Genomic DNA, 16,908 nt, shown 5'->3' with positions numbered 1-16,908 from the left:
TTAAAAATTATGATTAAAAGAATTACAAAATCTACAAGTATATTAATCTGTATAGCTTCAATTATATCAATTGCACCAGCTCATGCCGCGGACTATAAGGTATTAGATGCACAAGAAGGAACTATCTATAGTGCAACTGCAAAAGGAAAAGGTATTTTTCTTGATGGAGAAATAAATGGTGAAGAAGAAGCTGTATATTGGATATCTGAGGATGGAAAATATAATAAACTAAATGGAATAAATACTGGAGCTACTTTTAGTGATTTATTATTAAATAAATATCTTGAAATTGATGATGGCTCAAGTGATTATTCTTATATAGATATAACAGATAATTGTAAATTGTTAGATTACGATGTTAGAGAAGACTTGGAAGATGCTGAAGCAATACTTCTAAAAAGCAAAATTAAACATGATAATGATGGTAGATTCGAGGAAAGCTATTATAGCAGCTCAAATCTAATTAGTGCTACCATTGAAGGAAAGAATAAATTTCTAAGTTCTAGCAATGGACTTGCCATTTATAAATATAAACTAAAAAAACCTCAAATTAATGGAGATTATTATTCTACTATATATGCAAATTTACAAGGTAATTATGTTGATGTAGATTATGACTTAGGTAACCTAAAAGTTTCTATGAGTACAACTAGTTCTGCTGTCACAATAAAAAATACTAAAGACACTTATGAAATAAAACAAGATGGAATAACTTATGAGTTAAAAGCCGTGATTAAAGAAAATAAATATGTAACAAGTGATTCTGACACAATATATAGGCTAGCTGATCTTACTATCTATAAAAAAGAAAAGGGCGCTTCCGATTCTACTTATAAGCCTGCAACAAATGAGTTAAAATTCGGAAAAGACTACTATCAAGTAACTGATGGAAATTCCGTCACAGTATTACAGAAATTTTCTATGACTCCAGCTACAGATACTATTGATGGAATTAAATATCCTAAAGATTCTACTATTTATTTTATAGCCGATGAGGATGGAAATAATGAGTATTTATTAGGTAAATCAGTTGCTGATGCAATCAAAAAAATCGGCTTATCTAAAGGAGCAGGAAAAGTAAAAATAACAGCCAATTCACAAGGACTTTATAGTATGTATCAAGATTCTGTGCAAAAGAAATTATATGTAGAAAAGCTAAAATTAAAATCAAAGAATGGATTTAATTACATAGATTGTTATGATTATTATAGTTCAGATGTAGATTCAATAGATAGCTTAAATACACCTGGTAGTTTACCGTGGTTTGTAAATAACGCATATGTTAAAGCATGGGATGGTAAAAATTTCAACAAACTTTATAGAATAGATGGATCTATGGATAGTGTATCTATAACTAGTAAAGATAATATGATTGCTTGGAATACAGATACTGGAGTGTATTCAATTGTACATAATATAACTTCAACAAAAGATAAAAATGCTGTTTCAGTAAGCACCACAGTAAATCCACAGACAACAACTAATGCAGCTATTACACTAGATAATTCCTCTAATGGTTGGGTATTAAATCAAGATAATACTTGGACTTACACATTACAGGATGGAACAAAGAAAACTGGATGGTTGAATACTAATGGAATCTGGTATTATTTTAATGCTGATGGAATAATGTCTACAGGATGGATTAAGGACAATGATATTTGGTATTACTTAGACACCACAGGTTCAATGAAAACTGGATGGATTCATTATAATAGTTCTTGGTATTATTGTAATCCATCAGGGGCTATGCTGCATGACACAGTAATTGATGGATATAAATTAGGCATAGATGGAGCTTGGACAAATTAGCCAACTTAAACACCCCACAAAATCTACTTTATTAAGATTTTGTGGGGCATAATAGCCTGTTAAAATAAACTTATAAAACACAAGTATCCAATTTCTAAAATCGGATCTTCAAAACCATCTCTCAAAAATTCAGTAACTGCTTCTGAATTATTACCGATAATTCTAGAAAAAGTTACTATATAATCCTTTATATCTTGAATTTCTATTTCCTTATTATTATTTATACAATATTTCAAAAATACAGCATACCTAACCATTAGATATTCTAATATAATAAGTTCAAAAGAAATTATAAGTTCTTCAATATCATCGCTTATGCAACTGCTTATAATATCAGAAACTATCCAATTTTCAGCAAACTCACTATGTTGTTCGAATAAAATCTTATATTCCTGCCACTTAACTGAAAGATTTTCAACCTTCACAGCTTCCGCAAAATCAGAGATATCTTTTAATAGAAGTTCAAAACTAGAAACTTCCTTATAATTCTTTGTAATATCTAATAATAGATAATTAATTTCTTCAACTGACTCATTTATCTCTGAATCTATTTCCTTGCACATACCTATAACTTCTTGTAGATACTTACTGTCCTCATATTTTTCTAATTCCTCTTCTAAACCCTCTTCACTAAGTTCTTCATCTTCCAATATATTTAATAACATTTGAAAACAAACCAGCAACTTTTCTTCTAATAAAAAATTATCCTTCTGAACAATATTAACCAAAGTATCTCTAACTTTAAGTTCTAGTAAATTATTTTTTGTAGCTTTCTTATTATCTGAGAATATATTTATCTTCCCAGATAAGCCACTTATAATTTCAACTACTTCCGGACAAGCACAAGATAATGAAAATTCCCTTCTATCTTCAAATTTATTTTCTACCCTTGGAAATGTATGACATATTGACGATATATACTCTTCTCCATGCTTTTTTACTATTTCACATAATCCTTTCATATCTAAAAACGGACACGTTTCATGATTTTCCTTAGCTATAGAATAACTAACATTATCTCCTGATTTTTTCACTTTTATATTCTTTAATATTTCACTGCATTTGTCTTTTTCCCATTTGTTATAAGTATCAGCATCTACGCTTACATCCCATCCCTCACAACAGGTTAATTTACATTTATCTGCCGTACACTTAAACTTATCATAATTTGTAGTTTTTAAAATATCTATCGTTTTATCCATATAAATAACTCCAATTTTCTATAATATATATCTTCCAATTATCAATGTTCAATTATCAATTATCAGTTAATGATGAAAGCTCCAAGGAGAAAGTTCGTGTAACCAAATGTAACATTTGGACACTTACTTTTTGGACACTTACTTTTCCTTCAGTATTTCATGAATTGAAATGTACAATCTTAATCAGAACTTATATATCAATTTTAACATTAATTATAATTAAATTCTTCTATTTTCGTACACAAAAAATTTCACTGGATACTTATATTTCAGTGAAATTTTTTAAATAACATTATTTTATTTTTATTTCCATACCTCTTTTGAAATCTCTAGTACAAGTCTTAATTTCTCCCATTGTTCCTCTTCTGTAAGTTTATTTCCTTCCTCTGTAGATGCAAATCCACATTGAGGACTAAGAGCTAAGCGCTCTAAAGGAATATATTTTTCTGCTTCATGAATACGTTCAATTATATTCTTCTTATCTTCTAATGTTGAGGACTTAGTAGTAATTAGTCCCAATACAACTTTCTTATCTTCACTTACATATTGGAGCGGTTTGAAATCTCCAGAGCGTTTATCATCAAATTCTAAATAAAAGGCATTCACATTTTCATTTGCAAAAAGATCTTTTGCTACTCGGTCATAACCACCTTGGCAAGCCCATGTAGAATGGAAATTTCCTCTGCATATATGAGTGTTAATTACTAGATCCTCAGGCTTATCTTCTATTGCAAGATTATTAATTCGGATCAGTTTTTCAATAATTTGTTGTAATCCTTCTTCATCAGTTCCAAAGATAAAACAAGCATTAGGATCAACGCATACTCCCCAGGTGCAATCATCAAATTGGATATTTCTACAGCCTGCTGCATATAAGTCTTGTATCACTTTTTTGTAACCTTTAGCTATATCTTGAATCAAGTCTTCCTCATTTTGATATATTGATTTTGTTCTTTCTAAATTGTCTGGCGTAATCATTTGAAATAAAAATTGTGCTGGTGCAGGTACTGTCTGACGTGCAACTGTATTTTCATCCTCAAATTGTTTTACAAATTTAAAGTGTTCAACAAAAGGATGATTATCAATAGATACTTTTCCTACCAAAAATGTATCATCGATTAATGCTGGCTCTCCATGAAATGGAATTCCTTTCTTTGTCTTTTCATGCCCAACACCATTAAATGCCCACATAAAATCAAGATGCCACGAACTTCTTCTAAATTCACCGTCTGTTATAACTTGAAGCCCAACTGTTTTTTGTTTTGCAATTAAATCAGTAATTGCTTCATCTTCAATTTTTTTCAACTCATCTGCATTAATTTTTCCTTTTGCAAACTCTTCTCTTGCCTGTTTTAAATGTTCTGGTCTTAAAAAACTTCCTACAATATCATATTTAAAAGGTGCATTATCTTTCATCTTCTTCCTCTCCTATCACTCTTATTATTTATCTAAATCCTTTATTATTGTCTAGTATAAACTACTTTTACTTTCTTTAAAAATACAAAAAAATGTGTATTAGTTATAGTTTTTAACTATATCCAACACACATTCTATCTAAATCATTATAACAAATCCTTTATTCTAAACATATTCTAATACATGCTTTTTTAATGCAGCCATATAAGCCTCCCCATATCTGCTAAGTGGCATCTTTCTTTGCCTAATTACTCCTATTCGCATATATTCCTCTACCATAAGAGGTCTTGCTATGATATTTTCTCCATTCAACTCTTTGCTGATTACACCTGTACTTACCGTATAACCATTTAATCCAACTGCAAGATTAAATAAGGTTGCTCTGTCTCTAACTTTAATATTTTTATTACGATCAAGGGTACTTAAGATTTCCTCAGAAAAATAAAATGAATTATAATCCCCCTGCTCAAAAGAGAGATATGGATAATCCTCAAGTTCCTCCAAGGTAATTTCTTCTCTTTCAGCTAGTGGATGTTTAGAACTAATAAATACATGAGGTTTTGCTTCAAAAAGTTCTTCAAACTCTAAATCGTTTTGTTTAATAAACTTCATAATCACTTCTTCATTTTTAGATGAAGTATATAAAATTCCTATTTCACTTTTTATTCTACTTACATCTTCAATAATCTCATATGTCTGAGTTTCTCTTAAAGTAAAATCATATTGATTCCCACCAAATTCACGAATTACATCTACAAAAGCATTTACTGCAAAAGAATAGTGCTGAGTAGAAACCGAAAATCTCGGGCTTTGTTCCTTTTCATTCAAAAACTTTTCTTCCAGTAAATTAGCTTGTTCAAGTACTTGCCTTGCATATGCAAGAAATTCATTTCCTATATTTGAAACTACAATTCCCTTGTTAGTTCTATTAAATATAGTAATATGCATTTCCTTTTCTAGATCTTTAATAGCATTAGTAATTGTAGGCTGAGAAATGAATAATTCCTTAGCTGCATCACTAATTGTTCCTTTGTCTGCAACAGTTACTACATATTTTAATTGTTGTAAAGTCATTATTCCTTATCTCCTTCCTAATTAATAATTACCTATTAACTTATAGATTACCAACTTCTATTATATTTCTCTCTTATAACATTTCAATTAATACTTTGATCAAAAAAATTGAAAGTACAGTTATAATTATAGGACGTGCTATTTTTGCTCCACTTTTAGTAAAATAACCTGCACCAAAATAATTTCCTGCAATACTAAATAAACCTGCTGCTATACCTAAAGGAAACAATACTTTCGCATTTATAATGAAAGTTGCCAATCCAGCTATATTGGATGATAAATTAATAGCTTTTGTTGTTCCTGCCGCATTATTTAAACTTAAATTAGCAATTCCAGTCAATAATAAAATCAAAAAAGTTCCAGTCCCTGGTCCATAAAACCCATCATAGGCTCCAATTAAAAAAGCTATTAACATACACTTAAAATATGTCTGAATATCCACATCATTTTCAATATTTTGCTTTTGATTGAAATCACGTTTACGCAGCACATAAAATGCAGTAACAGGTAAAATTACTAACATTAATAATTTTAAATATGAATCATTTATTTTTAGAGAAAGCATTGCCCCTAATGGTGATCCCAGTAAAGCGCAGATTACACTGCATGCTGCCAATTTTAATTTTATGTATCCATTTCTAGCAAAACGATATGTAGCTATAACAGTTCCCATACTGGAACTCATTTTATTTGTTCCAATTGCAAAATGAACTGGAACTCCAGCAAGCATATATGCTGGAAGCGATATAAGTCCACCGCCTCCTGCTATTGCATCTATAAACCCTGCAAGAAATACAAGCGGACATACTATAATATATTGAATCATTTCTACCCCCATAAGTTTTAGTCATAAATTGATATTAACAATTAATTAAAGTAAAATCAAATTTATATATATTGTACTATTTACTATCTATCAAACAACTGCATTAAATCATCCTTTGACAGACTACTAAGTAAGCTGCTGTTTTGAAGCCCTCCAGTCAAAATATCATTAATAAGCTCTTTCTTATCTTCCTGAAGCAAAATAATTTTTTCTTCTATTGTACCTTTGGCAACTAATCTAATTACTTCTACTTCCTTTTCTTGGCCAATTCTATGAGCTCTATCCGTTGCTTGATCTTCAACTGCTGGATTCCACCACGGATCAAAATGTATAACAAGATTTGCTGAAGTTAAATTAAGTCCAGTACCTCCAGCTTTTAAAGAAATTAAAAACACTTTAACAGCTTCACTATTGTTAAATTCCTTAACTAGTTTAATTCTATCCTTTGGCTTTGTCTTTCCCTGTAAATGAAAAAAATCAATTTCTTCTTTATTTAAGCGTTCTCCAATTTTATCTAAAGCTGAAGTAAACTGTGAAAATAAAAGCACTTTATTCCCAGTCTCAATATGTTCTTTTATAAGTTCAACGGCCAATTCTAATTTTCCACTTCCACCATCATAATCCTCTAATATAAGTGAAGGATCTAAACATATCTGCCTAAGTTTAGTTAAATATGAAAGAATCTCAATTCTTTTATCATTATTATCCTTCATTTTTGCCTTTACTCTTTTGATATAATTACTATATAAACCTTTTTGAGCTGCCGTCATTTCAACTAAAAGCTTCTTTTCTACCTTATCTGGCAGTTCCTTCATTACTTCATTTTTAGTCCTTCTCAAAATAAATGGTTTTATTAAAAGTTTAAGACTTTCTAAATTCTCTTCTCCTTTTGAAATAAATTTTTCTTGAAATACTTCCTTAGAATATAAGTATCCAGGCATTACAAAATCAAATATAGACCAAAGCTCAGTCAAGTTATTTCCAGTCGTATCATTATTTTATTGTTATGTCATTAACAAAATTTCTAGTAATAGCGATAATTTGCATTACATTGATTGATCAATGCTAAAGAAAAGTTAATATACTTAAATTTAAAAATAGATTTTTTAAATTTAAGTGAAAGCAACTTATTTTATGCTATTGCTAACCACTAAATTTTTATTTATTAAAATCATATACATTATTTATAGTTTGATACTTTGAAATAACGTTTTGTTTTCGATACGATCTGCTGCATCGAGGTAAACACCAAGCCATACGTACCTCGAAGCTAGTTTGAATTTTTGAGATAATCTATACAAGCATAGAAGGTATTTCTATTGAACAGAAAAAAAGCTATAAAACCGTACACACCATCGCAGATTTTATAGCATAGTTATCCACATAAAAGTGCTGTATTTCTAAGGTTTTCCACAAATCTTAGAAATAGTCTTTCTGTATTGTGAATACCACCTGCTACGCGGGTGGTTCTAAAGAGCTTTCAGCGGTGAGTAGAAAATAAAAAGCCTCCATTGTAAAATTATAGTAGGTTTGCTGACCAATACTATAAAACAATGAGGTGTGTCCGCAATGGACAATAGTAGTTTAGCACATAGTAAATGGAATTGTAAATATCACATAGTTTTTGCACCGAAGTACAGGAGGCAAATAATATATGGAAAAATAAAAGTGGATATTGGAAGAATTTTAAGGGAACTATGTGAATATAAAAAAGTAGAAATTATCGAAGCGAATGCATGTAAGGATCATACATATGCTTGTTAGTATGCCACCAAAATTAAGTGTATCACAGTTTATGGGATACTTAAAAGGCAAAAGTTCATTGATGATTTTTGATAGACATGCAAATTTGAAGTACAAGTATGGCAACAGACAATTTTGGTGTAAAGTATACCACATTGATACTGTGGGAAGAAATAAAAAGGTTATAGAAGAATATATAAAAAATCAAATACAAGAAGATATAGCATATGAACAATTAAGTTTAAAGGAATATATTGACCCGTTTACGGGTGAGCCGGTAAACGGAAACAAAAAATAAAGCACCTTTTAGGTGCCAGTTTGTAAAGGTATGCGGTTGGCAAACCGTTCAATGTGCGAGTAGCACAGCCAGTAACAAAGCCTTACAGGCGCAGAGCAAACCACCCGTTTTACGGGTGGTCCTGCTTTCTATTATTTCTTGCATCTAAATGTGGTATCTTGACCATATGGATAAGAAGCGGAACTAACTAAATATAATAAAGAAGATGCCATTTCACTTTTCTTGACCATTTTCAAGTTAACTTTAAAAACTTGAAAACTTATTTTAGAAAATTGTCTCAAACTTTTCCACTTTCTTATTGGGCGGTCACGTCACATTTAATTTTCCATTATTATTCTATGAAAACTATTTTAGTAAGAAATTGTATTTATGTATAAAAAATAATGTAAAAAGAAAAGATACTAATGAGGTGATAGTGATGAGTATTGAAACATTAAAAAAATACCTAAATATTAGTGAAGGTAAATTAATTCTTAATGAAAATACATTACCAGATAATCTATTAAAAGATTTTTTTGAATTTTTTAATAATGATCCTATTGTTATTGAAAAAGCTGAAGAAATAAAAAGTGATATTGCTGAGGTCATAAAAGGAAATATATTTTTTTTGGATACTTTAATTCCTGTTGAATTAACTTTAAGTGAAAATTCCTCAAAAAAATTAAGTTGCACATTAGAACTCATTCCTGAATCTCAATCAATTTTATCTTTAAATAAAATTATTAATCATATTTTTCCTAATATGAATGAGATTCCAGAATTATATGCTAGTACATTAAAGTTTTATAAAGATACTGAAAGTGATTTTATTTTAAATGCTAAAATGAACGATAAAACTGTATGGACAATAGAACTGGGTTCAGCACCTTTGGTTATAAGTAATATTAAGTTAAAACTAATTAAAACTTCTAAAGGTTTTGAAGGTCAATTAGATGGAGAAATACAACTAGATGAAGATTTAGTTTTAAATTTGTCTTATAAACTTCCAGGAGATTTTATATTACAACTTGAGTATCCTAGAGTTAATTTTCTCAAGTTATTTGAAAGCATTTATGGAAATACTTTAAAATGGAACTATTCATCAAAATTAATGTTACCACCATCTGAAGCAATAATTAAATTTATTAATGGTAAGCCTAGTTTTAATTCAATAGCAAATATAGAAGGTTTAGGAGTTATCATTTTCTCTATTTTCTATAAAGAAAAATGGCACTATTCATTGATTTTTGATATTAACTTATCAAATCTTTCGAAGATACCAGGACTTGAAACTCTTGAATCACTAGAATCTATTGTGAATGTCAACAAAATGTCAATGTGCATATTATCCGATGAAGTACAATTGGAATCATTGTCAAAAGAAGCGCATGAAATAGCAGATTTCTTTGAATATAAAGATTTTAATTTTCCAATAGCAAAACAGGTTTTAGATGAGGGGTTATCTATACTTATTCCTTCTGCCATTATTAAAAATGAGGCGTTAAATCTTTTGGTTAATTATTTTAATGTAATAAAAAGTACAGAGAATATTTTTACGGTAGCTGTTAGTTTGCCTGATCCAACAGCTGATTCAAAATTATTTATTCCATTTTTTACCGAAATTCAAGCTGGTACTACAATAGAAGGTGAATTAGGGGCATTGTTTAGAAGTAATAATATAGATGTATTTCTTGAAGCAAAGGTTAATACTATAATTCAAAGTCAACTAATTCAAGTTAATGTTATAGCAAGTGTGTTTCCAACTGGAGTATTAATTTCTGGAACGTTCAATGGAAGTATTAATTTTAATCCACTACCAATTAAACTTAATAATCTATCTTTAATAATTGGATTAAACAATATTGGTATTCCTAGTTTTGGATTTTACGGAAATATAAATATAGAAAATCTTGATAGTTCAATTGCATTATTTTTTAATTCAACTGATCCAAGTCAAAGTATGATAGCAGGATCTATAAACAGTCTAACATTAAATGATTTGGTAAAATTATTCACTGGAGAGTTTCTTCCTATGCCTATGGGCGAAATTTTAGGTTCCATTGGTTTAAGTGGAATAAATGCTTTTGAAATGCCAATTAGTGCTTCAGAGATGCTTAGAAGTAGAAATTATGAAGGTATTTCATCTGCATTTTGGGAATATGGTAAATTAGATTTTCCCAAAGCCAATAATGAAGTTTTGTTAGTTGAAGTTGATAAAGATTCTAGATGGACTCTAACAAATTTAGTAACTATGACACATTATTCTTTATTATTAAAAAGCAATCATATTAATGTAGAGGTTCAACCTCAGATTTATTGTGCACCTCAAGATACATTTATAGGTTCATTAAAATTTCCTCAAGGGTTTCATATGGAGGGGAAAATAAATCATTTATTTTTTAAAGCACAACTTAGAATAGTTGCAGAAATTAACAAAGGCATATCTGCCAAAACAGAAATTGATCCTATTACAATTTTTAAGCCTGATTTTTTCTCTATCACTGGAAAAGATAACAGCGGACCTAAACTTTCTTTTTCTACATTTTCTCAACCATTGGAAACTGAAAGTATGTTACAAGAACCTCATTTTCTGTTAAATGGAAATATTCATTTGCTTGGTGTAGATATATTAAACACATATATCTATATAAAATCTAATTCTATTTCTTTTAATGCATCAGTTTCACCTTTTATTGAAAAAATAGAATTAGAGTGCAGTTTAGATAATAGTTCAAATTTTATTGGAAATGGAAATTTTACAATTGGGATAAATAGGCACTTGGATGCAGGTTCTCTTGGAAAAACAGATGTAAAAGTTTTGGTGAATTTAGCACTACATATGACTTTCCAAAATGGAACTTCCCAAGTTCTTTGTGACGGAACATTTGATTTTTTTGGCATTCATTGTACTATACCTTCAATTGATTTGACAGCTAATGAAAAAGCATTGTTGAACATATCAGATGTTTTATGGGAAAGTATGAATAATATTATAATGATGCTTTTAAAGCATGCAGATTATTGGTTATCTATGCTTAAAGAAGGCATACTTAAAGAAGTTGAGTTGTTACCAGAACATATTGGAAGTATATTAGCTGAAGTTCATCAACTTTCACCAAATGATATTTTGAATAAAACAAAGAATATTTTAGGATATGGTACAGATGACATGACAAGAGCACTAAAAGGCGCTGGTATAAATGCAAATGATATTATAAAAGAACTTCAAGCAATAAATATTTCAATAGAGGATATTAATTCTGTCATAAAGAATGTATTTTCAGATGTACATGTAGATATTACTGTTAGTCACATTGATATTCCATCTGGCCCACATGTAGATGTACCTGAAAATCATCTTGATACTCCAGAAAAGAGAATAGACAGGCGAGATCATCTTGATACCCCAAGACAGCATACTGACACTCGCAGACTTGGCTTTCATACTGATATTACAGTTGTACCTCATACAAACGTTACTAATTATACCGATATGGTTGTTACTCCTAGAGTAAATATAACAACACCACATAAAGATGAAGTCATACCACCACATACAGATAATAAGGTACATGTTGATAGTAAGAGTTAATAATGTACATTTTAGTTATTAGAATTTAGTATACAAAGATTTGTTTAATTATTTCTTATTATAGATAGTTAACAGTATAACTTAATTTATTTAATTTGCCATTATGAATATAATATCAATTTATTTTAAATAGTAAATTGGATTAAAAATGAGTTAATGTTTAGAGTCAATTATCTATAAGAATTTATCCATAATTAAATATTTGATGAAAGGAATATTGATAAATGCTTAAAGCGATTGTTAAGATACCAATTGAGTTAAAAGTTATTCTGAGATTATTTGGACATAATAAATGGCAATCAGATGATGAAATAGAAGCACTTATAGAAAAAGCTAATAAAAATAAAATGCAAACAGAAATTGGCCCTATTATAATTTCTAAGCCTGATTTTTTCTCTATCACTGGAAAAGATAGTAACGGTCCTAAACTTTCTTTTTCTACATTTTCTCAACCAATGGAAACTGAAAGTATGTTACGAGAACCTCATTTTCTGTTAAATGGAAATATTCATTTGCTTGGTTTAGATATATTAAACACATATATCTATATAAAATCTAATTCTATTTCTTTTAATGCATCAGTTTCACCTTTTATTGAAAAAATAGAATTAGAGTGCAGTTTAGATAATAGTTCAAATTTTATTGGAAATGGAGATTTTGCAATTGGGATAAATAGGCACTTAGATGCAGGTTCTCTTGGAAAAACAGATGTAAAAGTTTTGGTGAATTTAGCTCTACATATGACTTTCAAAAATGGAACTTCCCAAGTTCTTTGTGAAGGGACATTTGATTTTTTTGGTATTCATTGTACTATACCTTCAATTGATTTGACAGCTAAAGAAAAAGCATTGTTGAACATATCGGATATTCTATGGGAAAATATGAACAATATTCTTATTCTGACTTTAAAGAATTCGGATTATTGGTTATCTATGCTTAAAGATGGCATGCTTAAAGACGTTGATCAATCACCGGAACATATTGGAAGTATATTGGCTGGAATTCATCAACTTTCACCAAGTGATATCATAAACAAAACAAAAGATATTTTGGTATATGATACAGAAGATATGATAAAAGCACTAAAAGGAGCTAATGTAAATGAAAATGATATTATAAAAGAACTTCAAAAAATAAATATTTCAATTGAAGATATCAATGTTGTTATAAAGAAAGTATCAGGAGTTCATCTAGATATTGTCAATGAACATGTAGATATATTTTATCCTCACCGAGGAATTGCTGACAATATATCAGGTTCTCATATGTATGTTGACTATGGCCCTCATCATGATGTTGCCAGATCTCATACAGATACTCAATTACCTATTGATACTAACAGTTGATTCTAATATAAATGTATATAAAAAATCTATCCTATTATATTAACGTCAAAAAATAACAAGAATTATTATTGGAATAACTGTATTGAAATGGAGGTTATTATGTCAGTCGAAATAAAAGCATTAGGTGTTGAATGTAATTTGAATTGTAAATACTGCTATGAGAATAGCCAACGAAAGTCTAAAACTATAAAAAAAACATATGATATTGAGAAAATTATAAAGTCTATTGAAAGAGAAGGAGAGCCTTTTGTTTTATTTGGTGGAGAACCTTTACTTATGCCAATTTCAGATTTAGAAACATTATTTGAAATAGGTTTAAAAAAATTTGGACGAAATCAGATTCAAACTAATGGAATTCTTATTAATGATAGACATATAGAACTTTTTAATAGATATAATGTTGATGTAGGAATATCTATTGATGGCCCTGATGAGCTAAATGATTTAAGATGGCAAAATAGTATAAAGACAACAAGAGAGAATACTAAGAAAACAATTAATAACATAAAGCGTTTATGTTATGAGCATCGACCTCCTGGATTAATTATTACACTACATAAACTCAATGCATCAAAAGAGAGATTAGATCAACTCATAAATTGGATTCGTGAATTAGATAAATTACAAATTTTAACTATGCGACTTCACCTACTTGAGATTGAATCTGAATCTATTCGTCAACAATATAGTCTTAGTGATGAAGAAAATATATCTGCTTTACTTAAATTTATAGAATTACAAGAAGAGCTAAAATATATTAATATCGATATTATAGATGAGATAAAGAATGAATTATTAGGTAAAGATAGAAGTACATCTTGTGTTTGGCATTGTTGTGATCCATATGCAACACAATCAGTAAAAGGAATTGATGACAGTATATTTATGTATAATTGTGGAAGAACTAACAAAGATGGTGTTGATTTTATTAAAGCCAATAAAGAAGGATTTCAACGGTATATAGCTTTATATAATACACCTCAAGAATATGGGGGGTGTATGGGGTGTCGTTTCTTTATAATATGTAAAGGTCAATGTCCTGGAACTGCACTAAATGGTGATTGGAGAAATAAATCAGAGCTTTGTAATGTATTGAAAGAACTATTTTCTCATCTAGAGAATACGCTTTTAAAGAATGGAGAGCATACAATAACTGAAGAACCAACACGTTATTATATAGAGAAAAAGTTATTATCTTATTGGGAAAAGGGAATTCAAACCACATTAGAAAGCATATGTTTAAGTATGCCATCAAACATCGAAAGTTCTATTGAATATTCAAAAGAAAAAATATTTAAAATCCCAAGCTTCGTTGAATATAGTTTTGTAGGAGAAAAACAATATCTATATTGGAAGTCACGAATTTTCAATATACGTATAGCTTTGGCAAGAATAGGAATATTATCTGTTTCAAACGGTGTTGTTCCAATTTCATTAATTCGAGTACCAACAGATAGACTATTTGAATTTCATGAATATGCAGCCAAACATAAAGTTCATCTAAAGTTACTTCCTAGAAGGAAAGAAGATATATTTGAAAGGGTAATTGTTGGTAAGTCTCTTGACCTAGAGACATTTCATAAAAGTTTAAATAATGAAGATTATAACTTAATTTATAAATTGTTAGGTGCTTCTTATTGTTGCCTTAAAAATCTTCAAGACAAATATAATAATGATTATACTTCAGTAATAGATTTGACAGCACCATTAGACAATTATATAAGTGAAAATCAAATTCAATATAACCAAATTTTAAATATATTTTTCCGACCATTAGGAATAGATTTACTTGGATATTTACCATGCACTTTGCATTGTGAAAAAAGTAATAAATTAGTCAATACAAAGTTAATTTTAGGTAGAGAAAATGGCATGAAAAATGAAGTGGATTGGCTAGAAGAAATGTTAAGTTGGCCATTAGAGTGGAGTTCATTACATGGCATAGCAGAACTTAAAACGGGAATTCTTAGACTTTCTAATAATTCTTTTTTCAGCAATAATAAGATTACGATACAATATAATGGAAATCGTATATCATCAAATGCTGCAAGAGGTTTATCTTTTGTATACAATAAATAAATTACTGAAAAATAGTTCTTCTTATATGAATATTTTGGTGTTATCAAGTAAAACTTCTGCTTTTTTTCCGCCTTCCACTCACCAAAATAGAGCACGAATGCACTCTTATGAATTATAGTATATCTTTATAACAAGACTTTAGATAAGTTTCTAGCACGAAATTTAACGACCGATGGGAAATTAGTCAAAAATAAAATAGAAATTAACCATTTTAGTATCAAAATCATTTATAAATTTTGCGTGTATATTTATTCCAATAATCACCTTCATCAACTTCAATATCATGAAAACTACATGATGTTAGTGTAAAAATATAAATTGCCATTCAGTAGAGTGGCAATTCCTGTCTTATTAATTCTTTTTGCAAGAAACCTGAACCTACATGTGCCCCAGAGAAGATATTCTTCCCGAAATTCAGGATGTGCTTCAAATTGGACACCGGGCAAATTTTCAAACCAAATTCAAGGTAACTATAACTATACGGTTTCAAACCGTTAGCCTTGGCTGTTTCAACCATACTATAAACTACTGCGTTGGCTTCAGCTCCTTTGGGACTTGCACTAAAAAGCCAATTTTTTCCTTCCCATAGTAAAAGGTCGTATACTGTTTCGGGCATGTTATCTTCATATAAGGATAACATGTCGTAGATAGTATTTGTGGTTTCTACATAGGAAAACATAACTAACATTTGATTGACACTATAGATGATGCTAAAGCTAGTGCCATAATTTATAACATTGCAGAAACAAGAAAAGCAAATAACTTAAATCCATACAATTATTTTGAGTTTGTTCTTACAGAAATTCCGAAGCATATGGAATATACTAATCTTGATTTCTTAGAAAAGCGTCTCACTTGGTCTGAAAAACTTCCAATTGAATGTAAAAAATAAAATAAATAATTCAATTTGCCGCAAAAATGGCGGCTATATTTCTATCCAGTACGCCTGATCTGGCGTTTACGCATTGAGCATATATGCAAACTTATAAACAAAAAACACAGGAGATTACTTAATATCTTGTGTCTACAATTATTGTTTGGGAAATCCATATATAACATACTAATCACGAATCATATTTCATATTTAACTCTAATAGCTTTGCTCAGATAGAGTAACAAAAAACTAGTGTTTACAAGCCACTTTATGTATACTTTTAATACCTTTATTCTAATTTTGTTTGTATTATATAGATAATGGGAATTTGATTCTATAGATTATGAAACTCAAACCCAGCTTCTGGTTTTCCTATTTCAAAACCTAATACTGCTGAAGCTTCCTTCTTAAACATTTCAAACCACATATTCCATTCTTCTTGCTGCATTTCAGCATAAAATTGCAAACCACTAGGTTCAACTGAAGCATTAATTATTCTTTTGTCATTATCTTGTGCATACCAATGAGGAATTCCATAAATAAAACCACTCCACCCCGGCATCTCAGTATATAGTTCATGCTAACTTATCCCATATACCCTCTGGTGATGAGTAATGAATATTCAGATTATGATTGTGTATTTCCATAAAAAATTCTCCTTCTATTT

At 29.5% G+C, this 16,908-nt stretch carries 9 protein-coding genes and 4 pseudogenes; 6 read left to right on the top strand and 7 right to left on the bottom strand.

All coding sequences use genetic code 11. The annotated features are described in order from the left end of the window. Window positions 1–9: 9 nt before the first annotated feature. Window positions 10–1,812 (top strand): cell wall-binding protein, encoded by a 1,803-nt coding sequence (locus L3B98_RS04885; RefSeq protein WP_238915822.1) that lies wholly within the window; start codon window positions 10–12, stop codon window positions 1,810–1,812. Window positions 1,813–1,871: 59 nt separating this feature from the next. Here L3B98_RS04885 and fliB read toward each other — a convergent pair whose 3' ends face one another. The 5 genes and pseudogenes from fliB to L3B98_RS04860 form a co-directional block, all read right to left on the bottom strand. Next, window positions 1,872–3,014: a flagellin lysine-N-methylase gene (gene fliB / locus L3B98_RS04880; RefSeq protein ID WP_238915821.1), complete on the bottom strand. Its 1,143-nt coding sequence runs from the start codon at window positions 3,012–3,014 to the stop codon at window positions 1,872–1,874. A gap of 303 nt (window positions 3,015–3,317) precedes the next feature. Continuing rightward, entirely contained in the window at window positions 3,318–4,430 is a 1,113-nt protein-coding gene (locus L3B98_RS04875) for a 5-methyltetrahydropteroyltriglutamate--homocysteine S-methyltransferase (RefSeq protein WP_238915820.1), read from the bottom strand. 165 nt (window positions 4,431–4,595) lie between these two features. Continuing rightward, on the bottom strand, window positions 4,596–5,504 hold the full coding sequence (locus tag L3B98_RS04870; protein WP_238915819.1) for a LysR family transcriptional regulator: 909 nt from the start codon (window positions 5,502–5,504) through the stop codon (window positions 4,596–4,598). A gap of 73 nt (window positions 5,505–5,577) precedes the next feature. After that, window positions 5,578–6,330, bottom strand: coding sequence for a TSUP family transporter (locus tag L3B98_RS04865; RefSeq protein WP_015394880.1), 753 nt, complete (start codon window positions 6,328–6,330; stop codon window positions 5,578–5,580). 83 nt (window positions 6,331–6,413) lie between these two features. Continuing rightward, a pseudogene (locus L3B98_RS04860) lies at window positions 6,414–7,310 on the bottom strand (DEAD/DEAH box helicase); the annotation flags it as partial. Between the two features lie 589 nt (window positions 7,311–7,899). Here L3B98_RS04860 and tnpA point away from each other — a divergent pair. The 4 genes and pseudogenes from tnpA to L3B98_RS04840 all read left to right on the top strand — a co-directional run bounded on the left by tnpA (window position 7,900) and on the right by L3B98_RS04840 (window position 15,367). Continuing rightward, window positions 7,900–8,371 (top strand): annotated as a pseudogene (gene tnpA / locus L3B98_RS04855) (IS200/IS605 family transposase). Between the two features lie 418 nt (window positions 8,372–8,789). Continuing rightward, window positions 8,790–11,942 (top strand): hypothetical protein, encoded by a 3,153-nt coding sequence (locus L3B98_RS04850; RefSeq protein ID WP_238915818.1) that lies wholly within the window; start codon window positions 8,790–8,792, stop codon window positions 11,940–11,942. A 224-nt stretch (window positions 11,943–12,166) separates the two neighbouring features. Further along, on the top strand, window positions 12,167–13,288 hold the full coding sequence (locus tag L3B98_RS04845; RefSeq protein WP_238915817.1) for a hypothetical protein: 1,122 nt from the start codon (window positions 12,167–12,169) through the stop codon (window positions 13,286–13,288). A gap of 99 nt (window positions 13,289–13,387) precedes the next feature. Further along, window positions 13,388–15,367, top strand: a complete 1,980-nt coding sequence (locus L3B98_RS04840; protein ID WP_238915816.1) for a radical SAM protein — start codon at window positions 13,388–13,390, stop codon at window positions 15,365–15,367. Between the two features lie 290 nt (window positions 15,368–15,657). Here the strand turns inward: L3B98_RS04840 and L3B98_RS29065 are convergent. Next, window positions 15,658–15,944, bottom strand: a pseudogene (locus tag L3B98_RS29065) (hypothetical protein); the annotation flags it as partial. A 132-nt stretch (window positions 15,945–16,076) separates the two neighbouring features. Here L3B98_RS29065 and L3B98_RS04835 point away from each other — a divergent pair. Next, window positions 16,077–16,175, top strand: a pseudogene (locus L3B98_RS04835) (transposase domain-containing protein); the annotation flags it as partial. Between the two features lie 400 nt (window positions 16,176–16,575). Here the strand turns inward: L3B98_RS04835 and L3B98_RS04830 are convergent. Further along, on the bottom strand, window positions 16,576–16,803 hold the full coding sequence (locus L3B98_RS04830) for a hypothetical protein (protein WP_238915815.1): 228 nt from the start codon (window positions 16,801–16,803) through the stop codon (window positions 16,576–16,578). Window positions 16,804–16,908 lie beyond the last annotated feature (105 nt).

The sequence above is a fragment of the Clostridium sp. YIM B02555 genome, assembly GCF_022320955.1.
In the GTDB taxonomy this organism is placed as follows: Bacteria; Bacillota; Clostridia; order Clostridiales; family Clostridiaceae; genus Clostridium; species Clostridium saccharoperbutylacetonicum.
Note: the sequence above shows the minus strand (reverse complement) of the source record. Positions and strands in the feature narration are given on the sequence as shown.